Origin of the sequence: Pseudomonas sp. R9.37 (genome assembly GCF_963878885.1) — a bacterium.
GTDB lineage: Bacteria > Pseudomonadota > Gammaproteobacteria > Pseudomonadales > Pseudomonadaceae > Aquipseudomonas.
In genome coordinates, this window is sequence record NZ_CAWNZA010000032.1 from 377851 (window position 1) to 400106 (window position 22256).

The following is a 22256-nucleotide window of genomic DNA, read 5'->3' on the forward strand; positions in this document are numbered from 1 at the left end:
AAGCTCTTTGTCGAAAGGCTCTGTGCATGACTTTTTTGCGCCCTACCCTGCTGACGCTGGCCTGCCTGCTGGCCTCTCCGGGCTTCGCTGACGACCTGCCGTCACTTGGCGACGCCAGTTCTGCCATTGTCTCGCCACAACAGGAATACCAGCTGGGCCGTGCTTGGCTTGCTTACCTGCGCGGCCAGGTCTCGCAACTCAATGACCCACAACTCAAGGATTACGTCGAAACCAGCGTGTACAAGCTGGTGGAGACCAGCCAGGTCAATGACCGGCGCCTGGAGTTCATCCTGATCAACAGCCCACAGCTCAACGCCTTCGCCGCCCCCGGCGGGATCGTCGGGGTCAACGGCGGTTTGTTCCTCAACGCGCAAACCGAAGGCGAATATGCTTCGGTACTCGCCCACGAATTGGCTCACTTGTCCCAGCGCCACTTTGCCCGCGGCGTGGAAGCGCAGTCACGCATGCAGATCCCGATGATGGCCGCTTTGCTCGGCGGCATCATCGCTGCGGCAGCGGGTGCGGGTGATGCCGGTATTGCCGCGATTGCCGGCAGCCAGGCGGCAGCCATCCAGGAGCAACGCCGGTTCTCCCGTCAGAACGAACAGGAGGCCGACCGTATCGGCATTCTTAACCTGGAAAAAGCCGGTTACGACCCACGCTCCATGCCGACCATGTTCGAACGGCTGATGCGTCAATATCGCTTCGACGCCAAGCCACCGGAGTTCCTGCTGACTCACCCGGTTACCGAATCACGGATCGCAGATACCCGTAACCGCGCCGAGCAAGCCAAACCCGGCGGCACGGAAGACAGTCTGCGCTATCAACTGATTCGCGCGCGCGTGCAGTTGCAATACGAGGACACGCCTGGTCTTGCGGCCAAACGCTTCCAGGCGCAGTTGGACGAGAACCCGAAGAACGATGTGGCGCGCTATGGCCTGGCCATCGCCCAGATCAAGGGCACTCAACTCAAGGAAGCGCGCGAAACCCTGGCACCGCTGCTGGCCAACGCGCCCAACGACATCACGTACAACCTGGCGCAAATCGAGCTGGACATCACCAACAACCGCTTGCCGGATGCTCAGCAACGCACTGATCGGATGCTGACCCAGTACCCCGGTAACTACCCACTCAACCAGGTGCGCGTGGACTTGCTGCTTAAGCAGAACCGAACCGCCGATGCGGAGAAAGCGTTGGATGCGCTGCTCAAATCTCGTCCCGACGACCCCGACGTCTGGTACCAGGTCGCCGAGACACGCGGACTGTCCGGCAACATCATTGGCTTGCATCAAGCCCGCGCCGAGTACTTTGCATTGGTGGGCGACTTCCAGCAGGCCATTCAGCAACTGGATTTTGCCAAACGCCGGGCTGGCAACAACTTCCCGCTGTCGTCTCGTATCGACGCGCGCCAGCGTGAGCTGATCGAGCAGGAACGCTTGGTAAAAGGGATGATGAGCTAAATACGTCGCCCACAAAAAAGCCCCGCTTTCGCGGGGCTTTTTTGTGGCCTGGAAGTTACTCGGCCAGTTTGAAGGTGATGAAACTCGCACGCCCTTGACGCAAGACACGCATCGACACCGAACGGTTCTTCGGCAGCGCCTTGGCGATGTCGGTGAACTGCTTGGTGGAGTCGATGGCCTGATTGTTCAGGTGAGTGATCACGTCACCTGGTTGCAGGCCAATCAAAGAGGCAGGGCCGTCCTGCACTTCCTTGATCACTACGCCGCTTTTAAGGTCGAAGCTTTTCTTCTGCTCATCAGTCAGCTCAGCCACGGCAATGCCCAGGCGATTGCTGCTGCGCTCGGCACCCGGTTTGGCGTTGCCCAGAGCGTCAAGGGTGGCGCCCTCTTCCGGGATAGCACCAACGGTCAGCTCAACGTTCTGGCGTTTGCCGTCACGAATCACTTCCAGCTTGGCTTTGCTGCCGGCCTTGAGTGCACCGACCAGGTGTGGGAGGTCGGCCGACATGATGATTGGTTGGCCATTCATGCTCAGAATCACGTCACCGACTTGCAGGCCACCTTTGGCAGCCGGGCCGTCGTCCTGGATCTGGGCGACCAGGGCACCGGCCGGCTTATCGAGACCGAAAGACTCGGCCAGGTCTTTGTTCACTTCCTGGATCACTACGCCCAACCAGCCACGGCTGACCTTGCCACCGCTTTTGAGCTGGTTGGAAACGTCCATGGCCACGTCAATCGGAATGGCGAAGGACACCCCCATGAAGCCACCGGAGCGGGTATAAATCTGCGAGTTGATCCCGACCACTTCGCCCGCCAGGTTGAACAGCGGACCGCCGGAGTTACCCGGGTTGATCGGCACGTCGGTCTGGATAAATGGCACGTAGTTTTCATTTGGCAGGCTGCGGCCAATGGCACTGACAATGCCTTGGGTGACGGTATGGTCAAAGCCGAACGGTGAACCGATCGCTACTACCCACTGGCCGGCTTTCAGGTCCTGGGATTTACCCAGTTTCAGTACCGGCAAATCTTTGCCGTCGATTTTCAGCAAGGCCACGTCGGAACGCGGGTCCGTGCCGATCAGCTTGGCCTTCAATTCACTGCGATCAGCCAGGCGCACAAGAATCTCGTCGGCGTCGGCAATCACGTGGTTGTTGGTGAGGATGTAGCCGTCAGGCGAGATGATGAAGCCCGAGCCCAGGGACTGCGCCTCACGCTGGCCACCGCCGCCGCCACGCGGGGAACGCTGTTGCGGCATGCCGCGCTCGAAGAACTCGCGCAGCATTGGCGGCAGGCCTTCCAGGTCGGGCATCTGCTGGTTCGAGACTTTGCGATCCGGCAGTTTTTGCGTGGTACTGATGTTCACCACGGCAGGCGAGGCCTGCTCCACCAGTTGGGTGAAGTCAGGCAGTTCGGCCGCTTGCGCGGACACGGCCTGACCCAGCACCAGCACCGTGGCGACTATGGATAGGTAAGACTTCAAACGTGGTATCGACATACAGCTCCCGTTACGACGAGCAGGGTTGAGCGACAGGGTTCAAGAAACGCCGAAAAGTGCGACCGACATCTTTGTTCCGCGAACAAAACAAGGCCAGGGCCGACAAGCCCTGACCTATAAAAAACATGGGGATTTTTTGCAAGTGAAAATACTGATCCTGAAGTTTCATGCTTCCAGCCTCCAACCAAGCATAGGCTCACATTGAAAGGTCAGGATGAACATAGGATTAACGACTCACGGCCTGGCGGTGGCGGGTTTTTCACCGCGCACCGACAGCGCAATGCGCTCGGCAGTGCCGATGGGGATTTCGCCCACGACGGTCACCATCACTTCACCATCTACCGTGTTCAAGCGGCGCGATACAGCAACAGTCGGGCCCAGCTGGGTGCGGGTTTCGCTCACATTGGCGCCATCGGTCGACTCAAGAAACACTGAAAAACGTGCCAGCCCATCGTCGTACATCAAGCTATCGACGGTGGACTTGGTCTGGGTATCTTTGCGTGCAGTACTGCTGGTGAGCTGAAAACCCGGAGGCAGCCAATCCAAATGCCACGCATGGGTGGCGGGGATTTCAGGCGCTTTGCTATTGGCAAGTGCAATAGGTGCGCAATCACCGCTGGGCTGCAAGTCTCGATCAGAGAGCGCGACCGACGTGTTCAGTCGAGTGAACTGGAAACGCTCCAACAATTGTCCCTGTTCATTAAGTAACAAGGATTTGAGCGGCAACGCCGTTTGACGATCAAGGTGCAATTCGAACCCATACCGATACTGATCGCGCGGCGTGATCGAGACAATCACCGCATTTCGACCGGCCACGCGAGATTTGCCGATGACGGCCAATTCGTAGAGTTGAGTGAGTTTTTGCGGATCAAGAGCGCGCGACGGCGCTTCGGGCGAATTACCCAGGCCAGCCACCAGAGCGCCACTGACGCATTGGGTTCGACCGTCTACGCGCACCAATTCCTGAGCTGATCCGTCGAGCTGCAAGAGCCGCTCACGGACGTGCCCGTCTTGAATACGGTGCCAGATATCATGGGTAGAGAAACTGCCGTTACGCTCGTAGACGAACGTACCTTCAAAGCTTTGCTGCTGTTCTGCACGCCCAAGTCGAGTCAGCCAATCTTGGGCTTCATCGGCATGGGCGGATAGTGCAAAACAACCACTGAGCAAAAGCGTAAGGAGCGGTATGGCGCGCATAGGGCTCCTTAACGGTTTAGCGGTTTTCCAGACTTGCTGCACGGGCGTATGGCAGAGCGCTTTCAGTGCCTTTCAAAGCCGATTCCTGTGCGTGTTGACGCAGGTAGCCTGGAAGACGCTGATCCTGCCAGCCGGATTGCCCTTGAAGTACACCGTTAGCCATAGGGCCGGTGGTATCGGAGCTTTCCTTATAGCCGGCCAGCACTGCTGGACCTTTGACTTGCGGACCGGCCATGACCGGCTGCTGAGTCTGTTGGGCCAGTTCGGCACCGGCTATTTCGTCCTGGTTGTACAGGCGAACACCGGCCAATACGGCAACAGTTACCGAAGCAGCTACTGCCAAACGACCCAGGCTACGCCATGGACCACGAGCAGCTTTTGCCGGAACGGCTTCATCAGCCAGCGCAGCAGAAACGGCCGCAGCAATATCCAGACGAGGGATTAGAAGATCCTTGTGCATCACCGCCCGAGCGACTTGGTAACGAGACCAGGTATCACGGGTTTCGGCATCATCAAATGCATTGAGCACTCGACGAAGTTCCAGTTCATCCGCTTCGTTATCCATCACTGCGGACAGCGATTCCTGCAGGGCATCACGACTCATGGCGGTTCCTCTCTTGGCTGTCGCCGCTGTCTTTAGTTTTCCTGCAACAACGGTTGCAAGGCTTTATCGATGGCTTCCCGGGCCCGGAAAATCCGTGACCTTACAGTCCCCACCGGACACTGCATGACGCTCGCAATGTCTTCGTAACTCAGACCATCGAATTCACGTAAAGTTAACGCCGTACGCAAATCTTCTGGAAGTTGCTGAATTGTGCGATGAACGGTGCCTTCGATCTCGTCGCGCAGCAATGCACGCTCCGGCGACTCGAGATCTTTGAGGCCGTGATCACCATCATAAAATTCTGCATCTTCTGAACTTACATCACTGTCAGGTGGGCGGCGGCCGCGAGACACCAGATAGTTCTTCGCCGTGTTAATGGCGATGCGGTATAGCCACGTATAAAACGCACTATCACCGCGGAAGTTTCCAAGTGCACGGTACGCCTTGATAAAGGCTTCCTGTGCAACGTCCTGCGCTTCATGGGTGTCGTGCACAAAACGCACGATCAACCCGAGAATTTTGTGCTGGTATTTCAGCACTAGCAGATCAAATGCTCGCTTGTCGCCGCGTTGAACGCGCTCGACCAGCTGCTGATCCTCTTCCTGGGTTAGCATGAACACTCCTCGTTGTACTTGGAGGAGGCTTGCATAACTAAACGATCAGGCTTGCAAACATAGACTCGGACTTTTCGCAAAAGTTCTCCCCCTCCAAGCAAGTTTCCGGCGCGCACTGATTTGGCACACACGAAAAACGCAGCACGGGCATTGCCGGCTGCGCGAATAATCTTGTCGCCGGTTTTCTGACGCGTCCAATGCTCCCGACGGGCCAATAAACTCAACGTTTTCCCAGCTTTCGGGCAACCTGCTATTGAGTCGGGGCTTATGCAAAAAGTTCCCGCCTCAATAACCAGCCGATTTTACCCAAGCTGCGCACCGTAATCTCACATTGCCACGAATGCCCGGCTATTGTGCCGCTCCCCCCCTCTATATACTAGTGGCCCGTGTGACCCTTTGATTCGCCGATCCAGGCGTCCTGTTCGCGCCGCCCCTTTGGATCGCTTTTTGCGGAATCCTGCTAATGAGCCAACAGTTTCAACACGATGTCCTGGTGATCGGTAGTGGCGCGGCCGGCTTGAGCCTGGCGCTGACGCTCCCCAGCCACTTGCGCATTGCGGTCCTGAGCAAAGGCGATCTGGCCAACGGCTCGACATTCTGGGCCCAGGGCGGCGTCGCGGCAGTGCTGGACGACACTGACACCGTGCAATCCCACGTCGAAGACACCCTTAATGCCGGCGGCGGCCTGTGCAACGAGGACGCCGTACGCTTCACCGTCGAGCACAGCCGCGAAGCTATCCAATGGCTGATCGACCAGGGTGTGCCGTTCACCCGCGACGAGCATGCCGGCAGCGACGACGGCGGATTTGAATTCCATTTGACCCGTGAAGGCGGTCACAGCCATCGCCGCATCATCCATGCGGCCGACGCCACCGGCGCCGCCATTTTCAAAACCCTCCTCGACCAGGCCCGCCAACGCCCCAATATCGAGCTGTTGGAACAACGGGTAGCCGTCGACCTGATCACCGAAAAACGCCTGGGCCTGGCAGGCGAACGCTGCCTCGGCGCCTACGTGCTCAACCGCGCCAGCGGCGAAGTCGACACCTACGGCGCGCGCTTCACCATTCTCGCCTCGGGCGGCGCGGCCAAGGTTTATCTCTACACCAGCAACCCCGACGGTGCCTGCGGCGATGGCATTGCCATGGCGTGGCGTTCGGGCTGCCGCGTCGCGAATCTGGAATTCAACCAGTTCCACCCCACCTGCCTGTATCACCCGCAGGCCAAGAGTTTCCTGATCACCGAAGCCCTGCGCGGTGAAGGCGCGCACCTGAAACTGCCAAATGGCGAGCGCTTCATGCAACGCTTCGACCCTCGCGCTGAGCTCGCGCCACGGGATATCGTCGCGCGCGCCATCGACCACGAAATGAAGCGCCTGGGCATCGACTGCGTCTATCTGGACATCAGCCACAAGCCCGAAGCCTTCATCAAGACCCATTTTCCCACCGTCTACGAGCGCTGCCTGGCGTTCAACATCGACATCACCAAAGGCCCGATCCCGGTAGTGCCGGCCGCGCACTACACCTGCGGCGGGGTCATGGTCGACCAACACGGTCGCACCGACGTACCCGGCCTGTATGCGATCGGCGAAACCAGCTTCACCGGCCTGCACGGCGCCAACCGCATGGCCAGCAATTCGTTGCTCGAATGCTTCGTCTATGCCCGTTCCGCCGCCGCCGACATCCTCGAACAACTACCCCGCATCCCGGTGCCCGCCGCCCTGCCCCGCTGGGACGCCAGCCAGGTCACCGATTCGGACGAAGACGTCATCATCGCCCACAACTGGGACGAGCTGCGCCGCTTCATGTGGGACTACGTGGGGATCGTGCGCACCAACAAGCGCCTGCAACGCGCTCAACACCGCGTGCGGTTGCTGCTGGACGAGATTGACGAGTTCTACAGCAACTATAAAGTCAGCCGGGACCTGATCGAATTGCGCAACTTGGCCCAAGTGGCGCAATTGATGATTCGCTCTGCCATGGAGCGCAAGGAAAGTCGAGGCCTGCACTACACCCTCGACTACCCGCAGATGCTGCTCGAGGCCCGTGACACTATTCTGGTGCCAGCCACCTACGGCGGCTGAACTTCAAGCGAACCCGCAGGCGCCGATGCACATCGGCAGCCTGCGCGTCCCTCGGCACACAGATCGAACGCACCCGCCATTCTCCCTGCACCCGATAGCGCAGCACCACGATCAGCGGTAATGCCAGGCTGTCGGGACGCAGTTGCACAGGGTGCCAACCGCGCTCGTCACACAATAATTGCCAGCCGTCTTCATCGCGGCGCAGGCCACGAATCGACGAACGGTGGTTTAACAGGATATGACGCGGTAAAACCCACACGGCGTGAGCCAGACACAACAGAATGCCGAGGCCGTAGAACGGTAGATCCCCAAGCAGCAAGGCGCCCAACGCGAACAGTTGGGCAAGCGAGTAGGCCGCCAGCAATAGCCGTGAGGCCTGCCAGCGGCATTCGAAGCGATTACTTGGGCTGGACACGATCCAGAATCATCCGAACCATGCGCTGCAGCTCCGGATCTTCAGATTCGGCGCGCTCCATGAACCAGCCGAACATGTCCTGATCTTCGCAAGTCAGCAGCCTGACGTAGAGGTCGCGGTCCACCTGATTGAGCGTCGCGTATACCTCTTTGGTGAAAGGCACCAGCAACACATCCAACTCCAGCATGCCGCGACGGCTGTGCCAGTAGAGGCGATTGATTTCTACATCTTCGACCATGGAGCGCTCCTCAAATAGAGCGCAAGTATACAGGCCCGACGGCACCGGACCAGTCGGCTTTGGTCGCACCATACGGAAACTATCCATTTGCCGGGCGCCCCTCTATGATGCACCCATGACTTTTTGACCTGCGATGACCCATGGCTGACTCTGCTTTTTTCTGCCCCTTGTCACACGAAGGCGTTCTCGCCGTACGCGGCGCCGACGCTGCCAAGTTCCTGCAAGGGCAACTGACCTGCAACCTCAATTACCTGAGTGACACCCAGGCGAGCCTCGGCGCTCGCTGCACGCAAAAAGGCCGCATGCAGTCAAGTTTTCGCATCCTGCTGCAAGGCGACGGCGTGCTCCTGGCCATGGCCAGCGAACTGCTCGAACCGCAACTGGCAGATTTGAAAAAATACGCGGTGTTCTCCAAATCCAAACTCACCGACGAAAGCGCCGCCTGGGTGCGTTTCGGCCTGTCGAATGCGGATCAGGCCCTCGCCTCCCTTGGCCTTGAGCTGCCTGCCGAAACCGACAGCGTCGCGCGCAGCGACACATTGATCGCCATTCGCGTCTCCCCTGGCCGCAGCGAACTCTGGGTGCCCGTCGAACACACCGAAGCCGTACGCGCTCAGCTGGCCACACAGCTGCAACCTGCTGACTTGAATCAATGGCTGCTGGGCCAGATCCGCGCTGGCATCGGCCAAGTCATGCCCCAGACCCGCGAACTGTTTATCCCGCAGATGCTTAACCTGCAGGCCGTCGGCGGCGTCAGCTTCAAGAAAGGCTGCTACACCGGCCAGGAAATCGTCGCGCGCATGCAATACCTGGGCAAACTCAAGCGTCGCCTGTACCGCCTGAGCCTGGATGCAACCGAATTGCCCGAGCCGGGCACCCCGCTGTTTGCGCCCAGCCACAACAGTGCTATCGGTGAGGTGGTGATTGCAGCAAAAGCTGACCAATGCGTTGAACTTCTGGCCGTGCTGCAAGCCGAAGCTGCCGACAGTGGCGATGTGCACTTGGGCGCTCTGGAAGGCCCCGGCTTACACCTGCTTGACCTGCCGTACTCACTGGATCGCGATCAAGAGATCCAGCGTTAATCGCCGTACTTTTTTTGCAACACCCTAGAGAGCATGAATGAACAAGCTGGCGGAAAAAGTCCAACAGGCTTTAGTGACGGCCATCGACAACGATGACCTGGTTCTGCCGACATTACCGGAAGTGGCCCTGAACATACGACAGGCCGCCGAAGACCCGGAAATCAGCATCAGCCACTTGAGCAAAGTGATCGGTCGCGACACCGCCCTGTCGGCACGCCTGATCAAAGTGGTCAACAGCCCGCTGCTGCGCGCGACCCAGGAAGTCACCGACCTGCATACCGCAATCACCCGGCTGGGCACCAACTACAGCAGTAACCTGGCCATCGGCCTGGTGATGGAACAAATTTTCCACGCCCGCTCCGAGGTCGTCGAATTGAAAATGCGCGAAGTGTGGCGCCGCAGCCTGGAAGTGGCGGGCGTGAGCTACGCCTTGTGCCGCAGCCACAGCCAGTTGAAACCTGACCAGGCAGCGCTCGGCGGTCTGGTGCATCAGATTGGCGTGCTGCCGATCCTCACCTATGCCGAAGACCATTACGAACTGCTCTCCGACCCCGTCAGCCTCAACCATGTGATAGAGAGCATTCACCCGCTGCTGGGGGACAAACTGCTGGGCGGCTGGGATTTCCCGGAGATGCTCGCGAAGCTGCCAGGGCAATACCTGGACCTGGAGCGCGACTCCGCGAGCCTGGACTACATCGACCTGGTGCAAGTCGCCGTGCTGTATTGCCACCGGGGCACTGATCATCCGCTGGCGAATGTATCGGTTGCCAGCCTGCCGGCGATCCAGAAGTTACGGGTCGACCCGTACAGCAATGCCCTGCGTGCCGAACTGGATGAAGCGCGCTCGATGTTTTACTGATCAGCCCGCGATAAAGCTCACGCGCACCTTCAACCCCGCCAACTCGCCGTCATGCAGGCTGATCTGCGCCAAGTGTGCGCGGCAGATCTCACCAACAATCGCCAGCCCCAAACCTGAGCCCATGCCCTGTTGACTGCGGCGGTAGAAACGCTCGAATACCCGGTCCCGCTCATCCAGCGGGATACCCGGGCCATCATCTTCCACCTCCAGGATCGCGGGCGCCGTGACCCGCAAAATCACATTGCCTCCAGGCGGTGTGTGGGCCAGGGCGTTATCGACCAGATTGCTCAGCAACTCGTTCAACAAGGTCGGCTCACCCCGCAGCCACACCGGCTCATCCGCCTCCAACGCCAGCGCAACGCCGCGCGCATGCGCCAGCGGCGCCATGGCCATGCCCAATTCCCGCGCCAGTTGGCTGAGGTCGAGCAATTGCGCCCCGCCTTCGGCAATCGCCCGCGCGCCGTTTTCAATGCGTGCCAGCGACAGCAGTTGATTGGCCAAATGGGTGAGGCGGTCGGTGCCTTGGGCGGCGGTTTCCAGGGTGCTGTGCCACGTCGCCGGGGCGTCGCTGCGTAGGCCGAGTTCCAAACGCGCCTTCAGTGCCGCCAGCGGGGTGCGCAATTCATGGGCGGCGTCGGCGATAAACTGCGCCTGGCGCTCGAACTGGCCGCGCAGGCGCTCGGTAAAGTGATTGAGGGAGCGCACCAGGGGACCGAACTCATGCTGCACTTCCACCAACGGCAATGGCCGCAAGTCGTCGGGCTGACGCTCCTCCACGGCAGTGCGCAAGCGCTCCAGTGGACGCAGCGCCGCGCTGACGGCAAACCACACCAGCAGCAATGCGCCGACGGCCAACATCCCAAGGCGCAGCAAGGTGTCGGCCAGCAGGCTACGGGCCATGCTTTCGCGCGCTTCATCGGTTTCTGCAACGCGTATTTCGGCCATGCCATTCATGTTCGGTTCGGAGACAGCCTTGAGCAAACTCACCACGCGTACATGCTGGCCCTGATAGGTGGCGTTGTAAAACCGCGCCAGCGCTGGGTAGTCGTCCGTGCGCGGCGTGCCCGGCGGCGGCCCGGGGAGGTTTTCGTAACCGGAGATCAGCTTGCGATCAATGTCATTGACCTGATAGTAAATACGCCCGGCACTGTCGTAGGCAAAGGTGTCCAGCGCCACATACGGCACGTTCGCGCTCAGGGTGCCATCCACCTGGGTCAATCCGGCGGCGATGGTGCGCGCTGACGCCAGCAAGGTGCGGTCATAAGCGGTGTCGGCGGCTTCGCGACCATTCCAGTAGGCGCTCATGCCGCTGGCGAGCATCAACACCACCAGCAACAGCGCCAGGTTCCACAGCAGGCGCCAGCGCAGGCTGCTGGGCTTATGCATCGCGGGCTTCCAGCAGGTAGCCAAGGCCGCGGAAAGTCACGATGGCAATAGGCTGGCCGTCGAGCTTCTTGCGCAGGCGGTGCACGTAGATTTCGATGGCGTCGGGGCTGGCCTCTTCATCCAGGCCGAACACCTGCGACGCCAATTGCTCCTTGCTCATCACGCGACCAGGGCGTGCGATCAGCGCTTCAAGCACCGCCTGCTCGCGGGAAGTCAACGTCAGCAGCTCGCCACCCACGGTGAAACGCCGGGTATCCAGGTCATAGACCAGCACGCCGCACGCCTGCTGGCGCTCGCCCCCCAAGACGCTGCGGCGCAACAGCGCTTTGACCCGCGCTTCCAGCTCGGTCAATTCAAACGGCTTGGCAAGGTAGTCATCGGCGCCCAGGTTCAGGCCATGCACGCGGTCTTTCACATCACTGCGCGCCGTGAGCATCAATACAGGCAGATTTTTCCCACGCGCGCGCAGGCGCGCCAACACTTCAAAACCGTCCATGCGCGGCAGCCCCACGTCGAGGATCACCACCGCATATTCCTCACTGTTCAGGGCCAGGTCAGCGGCCACGCCATCGTGCAACACGTCGACAGTCAAACCCGTGCTCTTGAGCGCCTGGGCGACACTTTCAGCGAGTTGCAAATGGTCTTCAACCAGGAGGACACGCATGGATTTTCACCTCATTCGGGCATGGTCGACGCCACGCTTTGCGGGGCAGTTTACAGGCGCCGCCTGCCCTGTGAAGCCCGAAAACATTGAAAGGCAACTGAAAGGTTAGTGAAAGCTTCGCCCTTTAGCATCCAGCCACGGTGGGTTATGCCCGCCGAGCTACCTGATCCGTAGTGCCAGAAAAACGCCTCGAAGCGTTTTCGCCAAAATAAGAACAATAACGGAGTACACAACGATGCTGTCGACACAGCCACAGGCTTGCCTGCCTGTTCGTTTTTCTCGCCTTGCCCAGACCGCCCTTGCCAGTGCCACCGCCCTTGCCGGCTTTTCGCCACTGAGCCAGGCCGCCTTCTTTGAAGACAGCAGCGCCACCCTCGAAACCCGCAATATGTACTTCAACCGCGACTTTCGCGACGGTACCAGTGCCCAGCAATCCAAGCGTGACGAATGGGCCCAGGGGTTCATGCTCAACCTGCAATCGGGCTACACCGATGGCACTGTCGGGTTCGGCGTGGATGCGTTGGGCATGCTTGGGGTCAAGCTCGACTCCAGCCCCGACCGCACCGGCACCGGCCTGTTGCCGACCCACGACGACGGCCGCGCCGCCAACGAATACTCCAAGCTGGGCCTGACCGGCAAAGTGAAGATCTCCGCCACCGAACTGAAAATCGGCGCGCTGATCCCCGAACTGCCGATCCTCAAACCCAACGACGGGCGCATCCTGCCGCAGACCTTCAACGGCGGCCTGCTGACCTCCAAAGAATTCAAAAACCTGGTGTTCACCGGCGGCCGCCTCGACAAAGCCAAAGACCGCGACGACACCCACTACGAAGACATCGCCCTCAACAACAAAAACAGCCGCTTCGTCAGCGGCGCCACCGGCAAGCACTTCAATTTCGGCGGTGCGGACTACAAGTTCGCCGACAAGATCACCGGCAGCTACCACTTCGCCCAGCTCGACGACGTCTACCGCCAGCACTTCCTTGGCCTGGTGGCCTCACGCCCAGTGGGCCCCGGCACTTTCGGCGCCGACTTGCGCCTGGCCATCAGCGATGACACCGGCAGCGCCCGTGGCGGTAACATCGACAACAAATCCCTCAACGGCCTGTTCAGCTATGCCCTCAATGGCCATAAGCTCAGCGCCGGCTACCAGCACATGTCCGGCGACAGCGCCTTTCCCTACGTGGATGGCAGCGATCCGTACCTGGTCAACTTCGTGCAGATCAACGACTTTGCCGGCGCACAGGAGCGCTCCTGGCAGGCGCGCTACGACTATGACTTCGCCAAGTTGGGCATTCCCGGCCTGAGTTTCATGAGCCGTTATTTGTCGGGTGACAACATCAGGCTTCGCAACGGCGAGACCGGCAAGGAGTGGGAGCGCAACAGCGAGATCCGCTACGTGGTGCAAAGCGGCACGCTCAAGGATGTCGCCCTGCGCCTGCGTAACGCCACCTACCGCTCCAACTATTCGGCACGTGATGCCGACGAAGTGCGTGTGCTGGTGAGCTACAGCATTGCGCTTTGGTAGTCGCAACTCATAACAACAAAGACGGAGATAACCATGACCTATTCACTGCGTAAATTGGCCCTCGCCGCCGGCTGCATGCTGTTCGCCGGCCAACTGCTGGCCGCCGACGAACCCAAGCGCCCGGAGTGCATCGCCCCGGCCTCGCCCGGCGGTGGCTTTGACCTGACCTGCAAACTGGCGCAAAGCGCGCTGGTCAACGAAAAGTTGCTGAGCAAGCCGATGCGCGTCACCTACATGCCAGGCGGCGTGGGCGCGGTGGCCTATAACGCGGTGGTCGCACAACGCCCGGCGGACGCTGGCACGCTGGTAGCGTGGTCCAGCGGTTCGCTGCTGAACCTGGCCCAGGGCAAGTTCGGCCGCTTTGATGAAAGCGCCGTGCGTTGGTTGGCGGCCGTCGGCACCAGCTACGGGGCCATCGCGGTGAAAGCCGATTCGCCCTACAAGACGCTCGACGATTTGGTCAAAGCCCTGAAGAAAGATCCGGGCAGCGTCGTCATCGGTTCTGGCGGCACCGTCGGCAGCCAGGACTGGATGCAAACCGCACTGATCGCCAAGGCTGCCGGGATCAACCCGCGCGACCTGCGTTATGTGGCACTCGAAGGCGGCGGTGAAATCGCCACCGCACTGCTCGGCGGTCATATCCAGGTAGGCAGCACCGACATCTCCGACTCCATGCCGCACATCCTCAGCGGCGACATGCGCCTGCTCGCCGTGTTTGCCGAAAAGCGCCTGGACGAGCCGGAAATGAAGAACATTCCGACCGCCAAGGAGCAAGGCTACGACATCGTCTGGCCGGTGGTACGCGGCTTCTACCTCGGGCCAAAAGTCAGCGATGCCGATTACGCGTGGTGGAAAGAAGCGTTCGACAAACTGCTGGCCTCCGAAGAGTTCGCCAAGCTGCGTGACCAGCGCGAGCTGTTTCCGTTCGCCATGACCGGCCCGGAGCTGGACACCTACGTGAAGAAACAGGTGGCTGACTACAAAGTGCTGGCCAAAGAGTTCGGCCTGATCCAGTAATCGCCTCGCTTTCGCACGGCCGCGCCCTCCTCGACGGGCGGCGCGGCCTAGGAGTTTCACATGCTCTTACAACGCATTTTCGCCTCAGTGATGCTGCTGGTCTGCGCCGGCCTCGCGCTGATGGCATGGCCGTATCAGGCGGCGTTTTCCTACGAGCCGGTCGGGCCTCGCGCCTACCCGCTGCTGATGCTCGGGCTGATGAGCCTGGGCCTGATCTACATGCTGTTTCGCCCACAGCCCACCAAGCACACCGAAGAAGAACCGGCCCTGGACCGCGACACGCTGATCAAGATCGGCATCTGCGTGGCGCTGCTGATCGTGTTCGCCGGCACGTTCGAGACTCTGGGCTTCATCCTCAGCAGCATGCTGATCGGCATTCCGATGGCGCGCCTGTATGGCGGCCGCTGGGTGCCGAGCGTGGTAATCGTCACGCTGATGGCCATTGGTCTTTACCTGCTGTTCGACAAAGCCATGGATGTACCGCTGCCCCTCGGCCTGCTTGAAGTTCTGGAGAACTGATATGGATACGTTCAGCTATTTGGGCCAGGGCTTCGGCGTTGCACTGACCCCTTACAACCTGGTGACCGCCCTGTGCGGCACCTTGATCGGCACCGTGGTCGGCCTGCTGCCGGGCCTGGGCCCGATCAACGGCGTGGCCCTGCTGATCCCCATCGCGTTCGCCCTGGGTCTGCCGCCGGAATCAGCCTTGATCCTGCTCGCTGCCGTCTACCTGGGCTGCGAATACGGCGGCCGCATCAGCTCGATCCTGCTGAACATTCCCGGCGAAGCGTCCACCGTAATGACCACCCTCGACGGCTACCCGATGGCCCGCAAAGGCCTGGCCGGTGTGGCACTGTCGTTGTCGGCGTGGAGTTCGTTCATCGGCGCGTTCATTGCCACCTGCGGCATGGTGCTGTTTGCGCCGCTGCTGGCCAAATGGGCGATTGCCTTCGGCCCGGCGGAATATTTCGTACTGATGGTGTTCGCGATTGTCTGCCTCGGCGGCATGGCCGGAGACAAACCGCTGAAGACCTTTGTGGCGGCGCTGATCGGCCTGTTCCTTTCAGCCGTCGGCATCGACGCCAACAGCGGCGTGTACCGTTTTACCGGTGACAACATCCACCTCACCGACGGCATCCAGTTTGTCGTATTGGTCCTGGGTTTGTTCTCCATCAGCGAGATCCTGCTGCTGCTGGAAAAAACCCACCGCGGCCAGGAAGCGGTAAAAGCCACCGGACGAATGATGTTCAACCTGAAGGAAGCGTCTGCAGTCTTCGTGGTTAACATCCGTTGCGGCCTGCTGGGTTTCATCATGGGCGTGCTGCCGGGTGCCGGCGCGACGCTCGCCTCGGCCGTTGCCTACATGACCGAAAAACGCCTGGCCGGTGCCAGCGGTAAATTCGGCCAGGGCGACATGCGCGGCCTCGCCGCTCCGGAAACCGCAATCGGCGCCTCCGCCTGCGGCGCGCTGGTGCCGATGCTGACCCTCGGCGTACCCGGTTCAGGCACCACCGCTGTGATGATCGGCGCATTGTCGCTGTACAACATCACCCCTGGCCCGCTGCTGTTCCAACAGCAACCGGACATCGTCTGGGGCCTGATCGCGTCGCTGTTTATCGCCAACATCATGCTGGTGATCCTCAACATCCCGATGATCCGCATCTTCACGCGCATCCTCGCCGTGCCGAATTGGGCGCTGGTGCCGGTGATCGCCATCATCACCGCGATTGGTGTGTACGCGGTTCACGCCACCACCTTCGACCTGTTCCTGATGGTCGGCATCGGCATCTTCGGCTACATCCTGCGCAAGCTGGACTTCCCGCTGTCGCCCGTGCTGCTGGGCTTCATCCTCGGCGGCCTGATGGAACAGAACCTGCGCCGCGCGCTGTCGATTTCCAACGGCGCGCTGGACATCCTCTGGTCCAGCCCGATCACCTTTGGTGTGTGGGTGCTGACCGCGCTGATGCTGGCTTTCCCGCTGGTGCGCATCTATCGCAAACGTGCCCTGCAGCGTCGTGCCCTGGCCGATGTCTGAGATCACCTTTAGGCAATGGTGGGCAACACCGCTGGTCGGCCTGGCCGGCGGTTACCTGGCCAGCCTCGTCGGCTGGCCATTGCCTTATATGGTCGGCTCGTTGCTGGCAATTATCCTGGTGCGCTGCCTCACACCATGGCAACTGGCGGAGATTCCCGGCGGGCGCAAATGCGGCCAATGGGTGGTGGGCATCGGCATCGGGCTGCACTTCACCCCGGTGGTGATCGAGCAAGTCATGAGCCACTTCGGCCTGATCTTCTTCGGCGCGCTGATCACCAGCCTGTCGAGCATTGTCGGCGTGTGGTTGATGCGCCGCAGCGGTGAAGACCGCGCCACCGCGTTCTTCTCCAGCATGCCGGGCGGTTCCGGAGAGATGGTCAACCTCGGCGCACGCAATGGCGCGGTGCTCAGCCGCGTCGCGGCGGGCCAGAGTCTGCGGGTGCTGGTGGTGGTGTTGTGTGTGCCGGCGATCTTCAAGTACGTGCTGGAAGGCGGCGCGCCGCAGTTTCATCCGGCGCCGGTGAACTGGGCGTGGCTGGCGCTGCTGTTTCCGCTTGGGGCGCTGGTGGCCTGGGGCTGGCAGCGTTTGCGCCAACCGAACCCGTGGCTGTTTGGGCCCTTGTTGGTCAGCGCAACTGCCAGTGTTGTGTGGGATTTGCACATCGGCCTGCCCGATGGCGGCAGCCAGATCGGCCAATGGCTGATCGGCAGCGGTTTGGGCTGCCACTTCAACCGTCAGTTCTTTCGCCGTGCACCGTCGTTCATGGCGCGTACGCTGCTAGGCACGGCGTTGACCATGGCGCTGGCGACGTTGGCGGCGGTGGGCTTGAGTGCATTGACACATCTGGACTTACGCTCACTCACGCTGGGCATGATGCCGGGCGGTATTGCTGAAATGAGCCTGACGGCCGAAACCCTGCAACTGTCGGTGCCGTTGGTGACGGCGATGCAGGTGATGCGCTTGTTGTTTGTGCTGTTTCTGGCGGAGCCGTTGTTCCGGCACTGGAACCGTCAGCCGGAAAAAATCTAAGCCTTCACAAAATTCCAATGTGGGAGCTGGCTTGCCTGCGATAGCGGTGGTTCAGTCAATAAATATATCGGCTGACAGATCGTCATCGCAGGCAAGCCAGCTCCCACATTGGGTTGCGGTTAACCTTTAGAGTGGCGGCAACCGCCACTCAATCGGCGTCTCGCCATTCTGTTCAAGAAATTTATTGGTACGGCTGAAATGCCCGCAGCCCAGGAACCCGCGATACGCCGACAACGGTGACGGGTGCACCGACGTCAGTACCAGGTGCTTGGTCGCGTCCACCAGCTTCTGCTTGCTTTGCGCATGGGCGCCCCACAGCAGGAACACCAGGTGCGGCTGATGTTCACTGACCACCTCGATAATCCGATCCGTGAAGAACTGCCAGCCCTTGCCCGCATGGGCGTTGGCATTGGCGCGCTCAACGGTCATGGTGGTGTTGAGCATCAGCACGCCCTGATCCGCCCAGCTTTGCAGGCAACCGTGGTTGGGAATATCGATGTTCAAGTCGCGCTTGAGTTCTTTGTAAATATTGACCAGCGAGGGCGGCGTCGGCACGCCCGGCTGCACCGAGAAGCACAACCCGTGGGCCTGACCGGGCCCGTGGTACGGGTCCTGGCCCAGAATCACCACTTTGACCTTGTCCAAAGGCGTTGAGTTGAGCGCATTGAAAATCAGCGGGCCTGGCGGGTAAATCTCTTTGCCAGCGGCGTGTTCCTGGCGTAGGAACTCGCGCAGTTGGGCCATGTAGGGCTGCTCGAACTCATCCCGCAGGGCGTGTTTCCAGCTGGGTTCGAGTTTGATACGGTCGCCTTCGGTCATGGTGTGTTCGTCGCGTAGAAAAAGAATGGGCGAACCCTAGGAAAGCAGGCCCCGCTTGTCAATTGATCTGACACACCACCAGCGCTTTCCGTTGAACCGATCATACTGATCCTTCACTTTCTCGATTGAGGTCACGATGAACCTGCACTTCGAAGAGCTGACCGGTAGCGACGGTGGCCGCCTTGGCATCGCCAGCCTGGACGCTGAAAAATCGCTCAACGCGCTTTCCTTGCCGATGATCCTGGCCCTGACCGAACGTCTGGATGCGTGGGCCAAAGACCCGAATATTGTCTGCGTACTGCTGCGCGGCAACGGGCCAAAGGCCTTTTGCGCGGGCGGTGAAGTACGCAGCCTGGCCCAGGCCTGCCGTGAACGGCCCGGCGTTGTGCCAGCACTGGCCGCCGATTTTTTTGCGGCCGAATACCGCCTCGACTATCGCCTGCACACCTACCCGAAACCGCTGATCTGCTGGGGCCACGGCTATGTGCTGGGTGGAGGCATGGGCCTGCTGCAGAGCGCAGCAATACGCATCGTCACCCCCAGCAGCCGTTTGGCGATGCCCGAAATCAGCATCGGCCTGTACCCGGATGTGGGCGCAAGCTGGTTCCTGTCACGCTTGCCCGGCAAGCTGGGATTATTCCTGGGCCTCACCGGCGCGCATATGAACGGCCGCGACGCAGTGGACCTGGGCCTGGCCGACCGTTTCCTGCGCGATGACCAGCAAGACGAACTGATCGAAGGCCTGCTGCAACTGAACTGGCAGGAACAGACCGCGATGCAGCTCAACAGCCTGCTCAAGGCACTGGCCCAGGAAGCCGTCAGCCAGCAACCGGAGGCGCAATGGCTGCCCCGTCGTGCACAGATTGATGAATGGTTGGATGTGGGCGATGTGCGCTGTGCCTGGCGCGCCCTGAACCTGTTGCGCGACCACGCCGACCCGCTGTTCAGGCGTGCCGGCAAGACGCTGGCCGAAGGTTGCCCGCTGACGGCGCATCTGGTGTGGGAACAGGTCGAGCGCGCCCGGCACTTGTCATTGGCCGAGGTCTTCCAGATGGAGTACACCATGAGCCTCAATTGCTGCCGTCACCCGGAATTTGCCGAAGGCGTACGCGCACGCTTGATCGACAAGGACCAGCAACCCCACTGGCATTGGCCCGATATCAACACGGTGCCGGAGGCTGTGGTGCAGGCGCACTTCACCAAGGTGTGGGAAGGCAGGCACCCTCTGGCGGACTTGTCCGACTACTGACAGGCAATCAATTCAGGCGCCCGACCGTAAATGCACAATTGTCCGGCTGGCTGTCCTGGCAAATGTAGACGTCTTGCTTGAGTGGATCGGTGGCGAGTTCCCAGTGCAGGGACTTGGTCAGCGACATCGTGCTGAGGGCCCCCGGCATGTCATACCGCAACGCCAGGCTTCGCCCGCTGCCCATCAGATAAACGCAGCGGTCCAGGAAGCCGTTCTCGCGATCCTGGCCCTTGCCGGGGGTGAAGAGCGCACCGATAAACCGATCCGCGAAGTCATTGGCGTCGACCTTCGGGCTTCGCCAATGAGACTGTTTATATGACGCTTGAAAATAGCCGCTCACGTACTTGACCGATGATGGGTAGGGACAGCCCTGTTCCGCATTCGCTTGCGCGGCGCCACCCACCCACAATAAGAACAAGCACACACGTTTGATCAAAGAGCATTCCATAGACCCACTGCCTCCTCAGAGACGCACAACAGCGTCCCCAGCAGTGGAATGCAGATCAAACGCTTGCGATAGCTGTTAGAAATGACAGTGCCGACGAACGGTCTGCATAAAAAAGCGGCGCCTGGGCGCCGCTTGGGGTCATGACCTGTCAACGATGGCCGCCACCGCCGCCGCCGCGTCCACCGCCATGGCCCGACCCGCCATTGCCCCAACGATTGTTCCAGCCCTGGCCTGGATAAGGCCGGTAAGCGGGCCGTGGGTAATAACGCGGGGCCGGTTGGTAATAGCGCGGCGCCGAATAGTAACGTGGCGGCGGCGCATAGTAGCTGCGCCCATATTGATAGTAAGCGGGGCCGCCGTAGTAATAGGCCGGTGCCGGCGCGGTGTAGACCTCGGAGCGATAGTAAGTAGCACCTCCATCGTAATAGGGCACACACGCAGAAAGGGTCAACCCGAGTAACGCAGTGAGCAGCAGTCGTCGATACATGGCGGCCTCCTGGACCGCTTGAGAGCACCTCCAGCGACGCTGGAGAGCGGCATTCGTCTTTCATTGAATGACGAAATATCTGACATCGAAATCCGAATCTGGTGCGTTTCAGACACAGGTTGTAACACCTGTTTCGGACGAGCTGAGCACCTCATCACCCGTGCGTGGAAAGGTGCAACTCGCTGACGGCCAGTGGAAAACCCGCCTCATCGGTGAGCCTGAAGGCCTTGCCGATACCGTAAACATCAGCCACTTCAGCGGCCGGCGCGGTAACCTGCGCAGCTTGCAATAGCGGGACGGCGCTGTATCGTGCTGAAAACTGCGCGATACAGCACGAACCCACATGACCACGCCAACCCTCTGCCCCGCCTGCGGTGCCCGTAACGACTGCGCGCTGGCTGACCCGCGCACCGCCGACCAGGCCTGCTGGTGCTACAGCGTCACCCTCGATCCGGCGGTGCTTCAAGCCTTGCCCGATGAACTGCGCAACACCGCCTGCCTGTGCCCGCACTGTGCCCAAGTGGATGCGCAATTGCGTGAGGCAGCGATTGAGTAATGCGCGTTGATCGTTTCCTCAGCAACCTGCCGCGTTTCAATCGTCAGCAAGTGCGCGTGCTGCTGGTAGAGCGACGGGTGACCGTCGATGGCGTGGCGGTCAGCGATCCGCACCATGAGGTGCGTGAGTTCAGCCGCGTGTGTGTCGACAATGACGTGCTGCAAGCCGGCAAACCGGCGCGCTACTTCATGCTGCACAAACCTCAAGGCTGTGTAAGCGCTACCTCAGACCCGCAGCACAGGACGGTCCTCGATTTGCTCAATGAACCGGACAAAGGCGAGCTGCATATCGCCGGTCGTCTGGATTTCAATACCACCGGGCTGATGCTGATCACCAACGACGGCCAATGGTCACGGCGCCTGACGCAACCGCAGACCAAGCTGCCCAAGGTTTATCGCGTGGAAACCGAACAGGCCATCACGCCGGCGTACGCGATCACCTTCGCAGCCGGCGTGTATTTCGCGTTTGAAGACCTCACCACTCAGCCCGCCGAGCTGGCCCTGCTGGGGCCGACGACTGCGCGGCTGAGCATCATTGAAGGCCGCTATCACCAGGTCAAGCGCATGTTCGGGCACTTTGATAACAAGGTCATCGGCTTGCACCGTGAGCGGATGGGGCCATTGGCGCTGGATGACTCGCTGGCGCCGGGCGAATATCGGGCACTGACTGAAAACGAAATCCTCGCGGTCTGATGACCGTTCGGCCGGTGCTGGCAATAAACCAGCTGGTCGCCTTGCGACCTGGCGTCTGTGCTGCTTGAATCAAACCGTCAGCCAAATCATGACTGGCGAGTCGCCTTATAACCTCCAAGAAACACCTTGCCCCGCCCGCGCGTGATCTACGGGCCTCTCAGGCAAACAGCCCGCCCTGACAACAGCCGTCGGCCAGCCGTCATCGGACCGACATGGGCGCTCCTCTTCCAGGCGTATGCCTACCTGTCATAAAGCTCGTGCAGAGTGATCTGCGCGCCCTACCCGCTTGCCAGGAGTCTTA

At 60.6% G+C, this 22256-nt stretch carries 23 protein-coding genes; 12 read left to right on the plus strand and 11 right to left on the minus strand.

Features of this window, described 5'->3' with window-relative positions; translation table 11 throughout:
* The first annotated feature begins 26 nt into the window (after window positions 1–26).
* On the plus strand, window positions 27–1460 hold the full coding sequence (locus AACU78_RS17575; RefSeq protein WP_106577015.1) for a M48 family metalloprotease: 1434 nt from the start codon (window positions 27–29) through the stop codon (window positions 1458–1460).
* 55 nt (window positions 1461–1515) lie between these two features.
* Here AACU78_RS17575 and AACU78_RS17580 read toward each other — a convergent pair whose 3' ends face one another.
* The 4 genes from AACU78_RS17580 to rpoE form a co-directional block, all read right to left on the minus strand.
* Complete coding sequence (locus tag AACU78_RS17580; RefSeq protein WP_106577016.1) at window positions 1516–2955, minus strand: DegQ family serine endoprotease; 1440 nt, start codon at window positions 2953–2955, stop codon at window positions 1516–1518.
* A gap of 234 nt (window positions 2956–3189) precedes the next feature.
* Window positions 3190–4152 carry a MucB/RseB C-terminal domain-containing protein gene (locus tag AACU78_RS17585; RefSeq protein ID WP_106577017.1) on the minus strand — a complete coding sequence of 321 codons (963 nt, stop codon included), beginning with the start codon at window positions 4150–4152 and terminating at the stop codon, window positions 3190–3192.
* 16 nt (window positions 4153–4168) lie between these two features.
* A complete protein-coding gene (locus tag AACU78_RS17590) occupies window positions 4169–4756 on the minus strand; it encodes a sigma-E factor negative regulatory protein (RefSeq protein ID WP_003172479.1) in 588 nt (195 codons plus the stop codon).
* A gap of 32 nt (window positions 4757–4788) precedes the next feature.
* Entirely contained in the window at window positions 4789–5370 is a 582-nt protein-coding gene (gene rpoE / locus AACU78_RS17595) for an RNA polymerase sigma factor RpoE (protein WP_003172477.1), read from the minus strand.
* A 463-nt stretch (window positions 5371–5833) separates the two neighbouring features.
* Between rpoE and nadB the strand changes: the two genes are divergently transcribed.
* Window positions 5834–7450: an L-aspartate oxidase gene (gene nadB, locus AACU78_RS17600; RefSeq protein WP_106577018.1), complete on the plus strand. Its 1617-nt coding sequence runs from the start codon at window positions 5834–5836 to the stop codon at window positions 7448–7450.
* Here the strand turns inward: nadB and AACU78_RS17605 are convergent.
* Window positions 7419–7865: a protein YgfX gene (locus tag AACU78_RS17605; RefSeq protein ID WP_106577019.1), complete on the minus strand. Its 447-nt coding sequence runs from the start codon at window positions 7863–7865 to the stop codon at window positions 7419–7421. The two genes, nadB and AACU78_RS17605, sit on opposite strands and share 32 nt — an antisense overlap.
* Entirely contained in the window at window positions 7849–8103 is a 255-nt protein-coding gene (locus tag AACU78_RS17610; protein ID WP_014717362.1) for an FAD assembly factor SdhE, read from the minus strand. Before AACU78_RS17610 ends, AACU78_RS17605 begins: the two co-directional genes overlap by 17 nt.
* 140 nt (window positions 8104–8243) lie before the next feature.
* Here AACU78_RS17610 and ygfZ point away from each other — a divergent pair, with 140 nt between their 5' ends.
* A complete protein-coding gene (ygfZ, locus tag AACU78_RS17615; RefSeq protein ID WP_106577020.1) occupies window positions 8244–9185 on the plus strand; it encodes a CAF17-like 4Fe-4S cluster assembly/insertion protein YgfZ in 942 nt (313 codons plus the stop codon).
* A gap of 37 nt (window positions 9186–9222) precedes the next feature.
* On the plus strand, window positions 9223–10044 hold the full coding sequence (locus AACU78_RS17620) for an HDOD domain-containing protein (RefSeq protein WP_106577021.1): 822 nt from the start codon (window positions 9223–9225) through the stop codon (window positions 10042–10044).
* Here AACU78_RS17620 and AACU78_RS17625 read toward each other — a convergent pair whose 3' ends face one another.
* Both AACU78_RS17625 and AACU78_RS17630 read right to left on the minus strand, forming a co-directional pair.
* The gene (locus AACU78_RS17625; RefSeq protein ID WP_106577022.1) at window positions 10045–11430 is read right to left on the minus strand and encodes a sensor histidine kinase; all 1386 of its coding nucleotides are present in this window, start codon (window positions 11428–11430) and stop codon (window positions 10045–10047) included. It abuts the gene before it with no gap.
* Window positions 11423–12094, minus strand: coding sequence for a response regulator (locus AACU78_RS17630; RefSeq protein ID WP_083359659.1), 672 nt, complete (start codon window positions 12092–12094; stop codon window positions 11423–11425). The genes AACU78_RS17625 and AACU78_RS17630 overlap by 8 nt, the downstream gene beginning before the upstream one ends.
* Before the next feature lie 235 nt (window positions 12095–12329).
* On the opposite strand from AACU78_RS17630, the gene AACU78_RS17635 reads away from it, so the two are divergent.
* Genes AACU78_RS17635 through AACU78_RS17655 form a run of 5 tightly spaced genes read left to right on the plus strand, consistent with a single transcriptional unit; the run spans window position 12330 to window position 17704 of the window.
* The gene (locus AACU78_RS17635; RefSeq protein WP_106577023.1) at window positions 12330–13622 is read left to right on the plus strand and encodes an OprD family porin; all 1293 of its coding nucleotides are present in this window, start codon (window positions 12330–12332) and stop codon (window positions 13620–13622) included.
* Between the two features lie 33 nt (window positions 13623–13655).
* The gene (locus tag AACU78_RS17640) at window positions 13656–14639 is read left to right on the plus strand and encodes a Bug family tripartite tricarboxylate transporter substrate binding protein (protein WP_106577024.1); all 984 of its coding nucleotides are present in this window, start codon (window positions 13656–13658) and stop codon (window positions 14637–14639) included.
* Between the two features lie 60 nt (window positions 14640–14699).
* A complete protein-coding gene (locus AACU78_RS17645) occupies window positions 14700–15158 on the plus strand; it encodes a tripartite tricarboxylate transporter TctB family protein (RefSeq protein ID WP_106577025.1) in 459 nt (152 codons plus the stop codon).
* A 1-nt stretch (window position 15159) separates the two neighbouring features.
* Window positions 15160–16674 (plus strand): tripartite tricarboxylate transporter permease, encoded by a 1515-nt coding sequence (locus tag AACU78_RS17650; protein ID WP_106577026.1) that lies wholly within the window; start codon window positions 15160–15162, stop codon window positions 16672–16674.
* Complete coding sequence (locus tag AACU78_RS17655; RefSeq protein ID WP_106577027.1) at window positions 16667–17704, plus strand: AbrB family transcriptional regulator; 1038 nt, start codon at window positions 16667–16669, stop codon at window positions 17702–17704. Before AACU78_RS17650 ends, AACU78_RS17655 begins: the two co-directional genes overlap by 8 nt.
* Window positions 17705–17830: 126 nt before the next feature.
* Here the strand turns inward: AACU78_RS17655 and ung are convergent, their stop codons facing one another.
* Complete coding sequence (ung, locus tag AACU78_RS17660; protein WP_106577028.1) at window positions 17831–18523, minus strand: uracil-DNA glycosylase; 693 nt, start codon at window positions 18521–18523, stop codon at window positions 17831–17833.
* A 136-nt stretch (window positions 18524–18659) separates the two neighbouring features.
* On the opposite strand from ung, the gene AACU78_RS17665 reads away from it, so the two are divergent.
* Window positions 18660–19772 (plus strand): enoyl-CoA hydratase/isomerase family protein, encoded by a 1113-nt coding sequence (locus AACU78_RS17665; protein WP_106577029.1) that lies wholly within the window; start codon window positions 18660–18662, stop codon window positions 19770–19772.
* 7 nt (window positions 19773–19779) lie between these two features.
* Here the strand turns inward: AACU78_RS17665 and AACU78_RS17670 are convergent, their stop codons facing one another.
* Together AACU78_RS17670 and AACU78_RS17675 are read right to left on the minus strand one after the other, a co-directional pair.
* Window positions 19780–20208, minus strand: a complete 429-nt coding sequence (locus tag AACU78_RS17670; protein WP_106577301.1) for a DUF3757 domain-containing protein — start codon at window positions 20206–20208, stop codon at window positions 19780–19782.
* Between the two features lie 160 nt (window positions 20209–20368).
* Window positions 20369–20707 (minus strand): hypothetical protein, encoded by a 339-nt coding sequence (locus AACU78_RS17675; protein ID WP_106577030.1) that lies wholly within the window; start codon window positions 20705–20707, stop codon window positions 20369–20371.
* A 343-nt stretch (window positions 20708–21050) separates the two neighbouring features.
* Between AACU78_RS17675 and AACU78_RS17680 the strand changes: the two genes are divergently transcribed.
* Window positions 21051–21263, plus strand: coding sequence for a cysteine-rich CWC family protein (locus AACU78_RS17680; protein ID WP_106577031.1), 213 nt, complete (start codon window positions 21051–21053; stop codon window positions 21261–21263).
* On the plus strand, window positions 21263–21955 hold the full coding sequence (locus AACU78_RS17685) for a 16S rRNA pseudouridine(516) synthase (RefSeq protein ID WP_106577032.1): 693 nt from the start codon (window positions 21263–21265) through the stop codon (window positions 21953–21955). Before AACU78_RS17680 ends, AACU78_RS17685 begins: the two co-directional genes overlap by 1 nt.
* Window positions 21956–22256: the final 301 nt, after the last annotated feature.